We start from the raw sequence: 6,102 nt of genomic DNA, 5'->3' as shown, positions 1-6,102 counted from the left end.
CATCGTTACATTCTTTACACGGTCTTGTTTTCAGCCTTGTTTGTCGCCCCGTCAGAGATGTACCACAACCAATACCTCACGGTGAAGCAGTAGGAATTGATGTAGGATTAACAAGTTTTATCGCAACTTCCAATGGGCTAACACTCAAGCGTCCAAGGTTTTTTGTTGATGCCCAAAGCAAGCTGAAATTGCTGCAAAAGCGCGTCTCTCGAAAACGTATTGGCTCGAACAACTCGAAGAAAGCTCAAAAGAAAGTAGCAAAATTTCATGAGTACATTGCTCGTTGCTGCAAAGATTGGCACTCTAAACTGTCTCACCAAATCTGCAACGATGTCGGAATGGTGTTTGTTGAAAACTTGAATTTAGTTGGTTTATCCCGTGGAATACTGGGCAAACACTGTTTAGACGCTGGATTCGGTCAATTCTTCAACATACTACAGCAAACTTGTCTTAAGCGTGGTGTCTATTTTCAGAAAGTAGACAGTCGTAAAACTAGCCAAACTTGCCCTAATTGTGGAACCAATACAGGCAAGAAAGAGCTTTCAGAACGTACTCATATTTGCTTGAATTGCGGCTATAGCAATGATAGAGATGTGGCAGCTGCCCAAGTAGTTCTTGTGAGAGGACTTGCAGCCGTAGGGCATACGGTCAAGATGCTTGCTGAGGGTAAATTCCTTGGAATCCCGAAGACGCAAGAATCCCCAAATTTATAATTGGGGGAGTGTCAACACGCTGACCTTAACGCTGTGAATCGTCGCCGGCGATCGCACTACCTGCTTGAAGCCGGCTGGAGAGCAGACAACGCAATCCAGGGGTTGGGGCGATCGCACAGAACCAACCAAGCATCTGCACCCGTGTTCAGACCTGTTACCACTAACGTCATCGGTGAACGCCGCTTTATCTCAACCATTGCTCGAAGGCTCGATAGCTTGGGCGCTCTTACTCGCGGTCAACGGCAGACGGGTGGCAATGGGATATTTGATACAAAGGATAACCTAGAATCTCAGTATGCAGAGTATGCCTTGTACGAACTGTTCAAGCAAATATTTCAAGGTCGATTTTACGAAGTGTCTTTGGGGAAATTCGAGCAAATGACGGGTTTATCGCTGACTTCCTACGAAGGCGGGATGAAGATCGACTTGCCCCCATTGCGGCAATTCCTTAATCGGCTGCTGGCTTTACGCATCGATATGCAAAACATCATTTTCGAGCGTTTTGAGTTGTTGCTAAGTCAGCAGATTGAAGCAGCGATCGCTAATGGTGTCTATGAGATGGGTGTGGAAACTTTACGGGCTGAACGCTTTACTGTTGAGAGCCCGGAAGCTGTGTACACTCATGCTCAAACTGGTAGTGTCACCAATTACTTGAAAGTGGAACGCACACAGAAGAATAACATCAAAACTGCCGAAGAGATGTTGGAGTTCGCAACTCAATATCAAGGAAAGCTCATGATCAACTCCAAGTCAGGCAATGCTGCTGTGTCAATTCCAACACATAGTATATACGACTCTGAAGGTGGAGTTGTCCCAAGAGTTTTGCTGATTCGCCCACAGAAAGAAACTCGCGTACCAGTCCAAGACTTGGAATCTTCCACTTGGCAGCAAGTTTCTATTTCTATTGATGCGTTTGCTGCTGCTTGGTCTACTGAAGTAGACGCACTGCCTAAGTTCACAACCGATTACCTGCACTTAATGACAGGAATATTGCTACCGATTTGGAAGATACTACCACAGCAAAATAGTCGAGTATTCCGACTACAAACCAGCGATGGACAAAAGATACTTGGTCGAGTGGTGAATGCTCACGATATTCAAACCGTGCGCGAACAACTTGGACTAAGAAATCAGCTGCTTTCTCCAGAAGAACTTGTGAAGCTGGTACTGAACCAGAGATATACACAGCAACTACCAGGAGGAATTACGCTGCGGCGGTCTTTCGTTGCTAATGAACCTCGCATAGAACTGGTTAATGCTATCTCACTGGCAGAGCGACTCTTAGCTGTGGGTTGCTTCACCGAGATCATCAACTGGCAAAAGCGGGTATTCATTCCAGTTTCAGACAAAGCACCAGCTATTCTAGCGGCTGTGATTGAAATCTTGGGATAAGTCAAAAGCTGATGTATCTAATAAATACATCAGCTTATTTTTCGCTCAAACACGAGTGTGATTTTATTGTCCGAAATGAAGGTAAGCAGACGATTTGTCGAGGTAATCTAAAGACAGGGGAGGAGATATTTCCACTTTCAGAAGAACGTGCCAGTGAGCTAGAAGTTATGATTTTGGAGAGGGAACGATTACTTCACAGAAAACATGAGCCATCACATGATGGACACCATATTAGCAGTCATAATATTGAGTTGAACTGAAGTAGCAAAACAAATTCTGTAAATGTACTAAATGGCACACTCGCTTTTATTAAATTACGATTACCTTTGAAACCGCAATAATAATTCTTCACGGTCAGCCTGTAAAAGTAAGCCTAGATATTCTTCCCTAGATAACTGCATTAACTGAGGAATAATTGCCTCTAACTCACTATCTAAATTTCCAAAACGTACTTTTAAAAGCGTCGAAATTGTTTCCCTTCTTTCGATTTCCACACCTTCTTGTTGCCAACTTGTTACAATCTGCATAACTTCCTCCCGTTCATCTAATCCCATTGTACTAATCACCGCTTGAAAAACCTGCTTCTCAGTATCATCAAGCCGCAAATAAGTATCAATAAACCCCGAAATTAATTGCATTCGTGCTGGATCTAACGTTAAAGTTGTCAGTAACCGCAAACATTCCGCCTTCACCTGCGGACGTTCTGACACCGCAATATTCATCTTCGCCATCAAAGCCGCCGCCACTGGATTGTGCTGCGTTAAAAAATCCCGCCAACTTAGGCGATTTAATTGAATTGCTGCAAACTGAAATTCCAGCACCTTTAAATCGGGAAACGTGACACGATAATTTTGAGGTTCGGCACGTTTTGGTTCGTCGAAGGAGAAAATCACAACTGGATAAATTGGTAAATCATATTTTTCATGCAAGCGTGCAAAATACTTAAACATCCGCTTGGCAAATTCTGACTCAGTATAAGACTGATTTTCAACGTGAATTAAAAAATAAGTTTCCTGTTGCTGATAACGCACCTGCGCTAGCAAATCAATTTCTTTCTTTTCGCCAGATGTGACATCAGTAAATACATCTTGGGGTAAAAACTGGATAGAATCACGGTCTATTTGGCTGGCTACTTGAGGCAGGAATAAATCGAGAAACTCAACAAAAAATGTAGATATTAATTCTTTGAAAAGCCTGTCATGGTCAATCATTCTAGCAACTCCTCCAACACGGGGCAGATATAGCGTAGCTGACACCAGGGGCGTGCGACGTGAAATTTATTGGGGACGGAAAACGTTTTCCGTATAGTTCCAAGTTGCTTTTTGAGCCTGAATAACGAGCGTTGAACTTGATTTCGTTTGAAAGATAGAGTATAACAAAACGCAAGCATACGAAATTGCAAATAGATGAAACAAGTTGTTCTCTGGATTGGGGCCAATGCCGGAGGAGTTTCCAAAACTACACTAGCTGTTCATATTGGCTATGAAATGGCAAAGCGCGGCTTTGACGTTGTGCTACTCGACCTAGATACTAACGTTTCCATGAGTCAGTTTTGTGGATTAGACAAAGACCCACCATTAGAGCAAACAATCGCCGCAGTATTCAGCGAGGATTTTGATGGTAACTGGCCTTTACTGATGCCAGAATGGGGAAAGCCGAAAGGTAAATTACAAATATGCTTGGGTGGGCCAGTAATGATTCAAGTTGGGTCAGATTTGGCAGTTCGTAATCGCCGGGAATATGTTTTGGCAGACAGGTTTGAAGATTTTCCTTTGCCACACCAACTGGTGATTCTGGACTGTCCTGCTACATTGGGTAATCTCAATGATGTCGCACTGGCAGTAGCTACGCATATGTTAATTCTTGTTGAACTTAGTCCCAAATCATTAACAGGGGCAAATGTTTTGCTGTCTTGGTACCGAGGGGCTTGTAAAAAGTTGCGCTTAAATCCCCAGCCCCAGATACTAGGATTTGTACCTACTAAGTATGACAGTGGCGAAGCAGCGCAAAGGGATTTGCTCGGTCAGTTACCAGAAATGCTTTCGCCTTTAAAGATAAAATGTTATCCGCACGTCCGCTACTGTTGCGAATTCAGTAATGCTTCTGGAAAAGGCATCCCTTTGCATTTGCATCGCTCAACACATAAAGCTATCAAGGATCTTCATCCTATCTGCCAAGAATTATCAGCTATATTGCAGGAGGATAAGGGTGACAACCAAGGGACAAAATAAGAGTTATGACTATTTCTCTGCTAATGCACAAGTAGCAGAATTTGAAGAACAATTACTTCAATCACAACAGCGTATTGCTGAACTAGAATCACTAAATGCTCAATTACAAGCACTAGCAAGAAGTGAGAGCATTGACGATAATACTGCTAAATTCGCTGTACCAATTGATAAAATTGTTTGCAATCCTGAACAAGTACGCCGTTATTTCGATATAGATAAACTTGCTACGTTAACTGCTTCTATCAAAGAAGTGGGAGTCCAATCACCATTGTGGTTGCGTCCTGAGCGGGACGGGAAGTATTTATTGATTGCGGGTGAGCGTCGCTATCGTGCAGCACGAAATGCAGGCTTAATAGAAGTTCCTGCTCTGATATTAAACGTCGATGACGCTTCGGCTCTAAAGCTATCCTTATTGGAAAATTTACAACGAGAAGATTTAAATCCAATAGAGGAAACAGAAGGAATACTAAATTTACTTTCCTGGCAAATGGATTGTACTGTCAAAGAAGTAATTGCTTTATTGAACAGAAAAGCACATTTAGATAAAAAGAAAGTTGAGTGGTCAGATGAAAACACGGAAAATGTTTTCCGTAAGCAGTGGGAGATTGTAGAGAGTGTCTTTATGACGGTAGGTAAGCTATCACCAGAAAGCTTTCGCGTCAGTCGGCTACCTCTACTGAATATGCCAATTGACGTAATAGAAGTACTACGTTCTGGGCAAATAGAATACACTAAAGCTAGAGCGATCGCCACACTGAAAGACAAAGCTAAAAGAGCTAGTTTGTTGAAAAAAGCGATTGCTGAGAAATTATCTTTAGCAGATATTCGTGATTGGATCAAAGAGACGAAGGATCAGGAGCCTCCTTCTTTGAAGAGAGAATTTCAAGACATATCTCAGAAAATATTAAAGTCTTCACAGTGGTCAGATCCCAAAAAAGCTAAGAAGATTGCAAGTCTTTTAGAACAACTAGAATCATTGTTAGCGGATTAACAGAAAATTGGAAACTACTACTTCGGCAAGTCCACTGAAATCAAGATGTCCATGAAATCTACTCAACGTCCGTCAAAAACACCATTACCACAACCCGAACCCAACGACCAAAGCCCAAAGCTAGACCTTGTTGCTTATAAACCAGTAGAGAAACAGCAGCCAACCTCTCAGCCTGACATTACTCCCAGTGTTGATCTGCTGTCAGTTGAGCAGCCAGCCCAAGCAGAGGTGATATCTCCTTTAAGGTCAAAGCCGAATGCTGCTGAAAAACCGCAATATTTAGAGAAAAGTAAACCAGAACGTACCTCTTCTGACAAGAGAAAATCCAAATCACCGCAACAGCCCAAGCAACAGGGTCAATTGACAAAGAGCGATGATGAAGAAGAGTTACCACCAGAATGCTGTCAACATATCCAGTTTTTGGATTGTAACTCCTCAGTGGGGCGTGTCATATTCGAGTGCTATCACTGTCAACAGGGAATAATTAGCGAATATACTGGAGAGCCTGTGATGGGAGAATACAAGGGTCGTCCTTCGCTTGTTCAGTTGAAAATCCAATGTCCTAATTGTGAGCAGACGGCGATCAGATTAACAACAGGTCAGGTGCTTTCGACAACAGCGATACCTTCGCCTTGGCAGCAATGATGGCATACTTCCAAAATCAAGACTGATTGGTGAAAGATATCCACAATTGATAATGCAAATGAGATTTTTACCCTCAATAATAACTGCACTAACGGCACTGACACTAACTAGTTGCAGCACTACTACTGCT

7 protein-coding genes are annotated in these 6,102 nt (G+C 42.6%); 6 read left to right on the top strand and 1 reads right to left on the bottom strand.

The features are described from left to right. The 3 genes from HWQ37_RS01925 to HWQ37_RS01915 form a co-directional block, all read left to right on the top strand. Window positions 1–713: RNA-guided endonuclease InsQ/TnpB family protein (locus tag HWQ37_RS01925; RefSeq protein WP_292743082.1), on the top strand; the 713-nt coding region annotated here is incomplete at its 5' end. After that, on the top strand, window positions 714–2,105 hold the full coding sequence (locus HWQ37_RS01920; RefSeq protein ID WP_292743080.1) for a strawberry notch C-terminal domain-containing protein: 1,392 nt from the start codon (window positions 714–716) through the stop codon (window positions 2,103–2,105). 11 nt (window positions 2,106–2,116) lie between these two features. Then, window positions 2,117–2,365 carry a hypothetical protein gene (locus tag HWQ37_RS01915; protein ID WP_292743078.1) on the top strand — a complete coding sequence of 83 codons (249 nt, stop codon included), beginning with the start codon at window positions 2,117–2,119 and terminating at the stop codon, window positions 2,363–2,365. A 60-nt stretch (window positions 2,366–2,425) separates the two neighbouring features. Here HWQ37_RS01915 and HWQ37_RS01910 read toward each other — a convergent pair whose 3' ends face one another. Further along, window positions 2,426–3,316, bottom strand: coding sequence for an Rpn family recombination-promoting nuclease/putative transposase (locus HWQ37_RS01910; protein WP_292743076.1), 891 nt, complete (start codon window positions 3,314–3,316; stop codon window positions 2,426–2,428). A 195-nt stretch (window positions 3,317–3,511) separates the two neighbouring features. On the opposite strand from HWQ37_RS01910, the gene HWQ37_RS01905 reads away from it, so the two are divergent. Genes HWQ37_RS01905 through HWQ37_RS01895 form a run of 3 tightly spaced genes read left to right on the top strand, consistent with a single transcriptional unit; the run spans window position 3,512 to window position 5,972 of the window. Then, window positions 3,512–4,336: a ParA family protein gene (locus tag HWQ37_RS01905; RefSeq protein ID WP_292743074.1), complete on the top strand. Its 825-nt coding sequence runs from the start codon at window positions 3,512–3,514 to the stop codon at window positions 4,334–4,336. Then, a complete protein-coding gene (locus HWQ37_RS01900) occupies window positions 4,314–5,327 on the top strand; it encodes a ParB/RepB/Spo0J family partition protein (RefSeq protein WP_292743072.1) in 1,014 nt (337 codons plus the stop codon). The genes HWQ37_RS01905 and HWQ37_RS01900 overlap by 23 nt, the downstream gene beginning before the upstream one ends. A 51-nt stretch (window positions 5,328–5,378) precedes the next feature. Continuing rightward, window positions 5,379–5,972 (top strand): hypothetical protein, encoded by a 594-nt coding sequence (locus tag HWQ37_RS01895; RefSeq protein ID WP_292743070.1) that lies wholly within the window; start codon window positions 5,379–5,381, stop codon window positions 5,970–5,972. Window positions 5,973–6,102 lie beyond the last annotated feature (130 nt).

The sequence above is a fragment of the Nostoc sp. NMS4 genome, from assembly GCF_017115095.1.
Classification (GTDB): Bacteria; Cyanobacteriota; Cyanobacteriia; order Cyanobacteriales; family Nostocaceae; genus Nostoc.
This window is presented reverse-complemented; position numbering and strand designations above follow the sequence as displayed.

Bases quoted from the DNA above. Each gene is read 5' to 3' on its own strand.
- HWQ37_RS01915 (WP_292743078.1), top strand. From the start codon at position 2,117: ATGTATCTAATAAATACATCAGCTTATTTTTCGCTCAAACACGAGTGT.
- HWQ37_RS01910 (WP_292743076.1), bottom strand. From the start codon at position 3,316: ATGATTGACCATGACAGGCTTTTCAAAGAATTAATATCTACATTTTTT.
- HWQ37_RS01905 (WP_292743074.1), top strand. From the start codon at position 3,512: ATGAAACAAGTTGTTCTCTGGATTGGGGCCAATGCCGGAGGAGTTTCC.
- HWQ37_RS01895 (WP_292743070.1), top strand. From the start codon at position 5,379: ATGAAATCTACTCAACGTCCGTCAAAAACACCATTACCACAACCCGAA.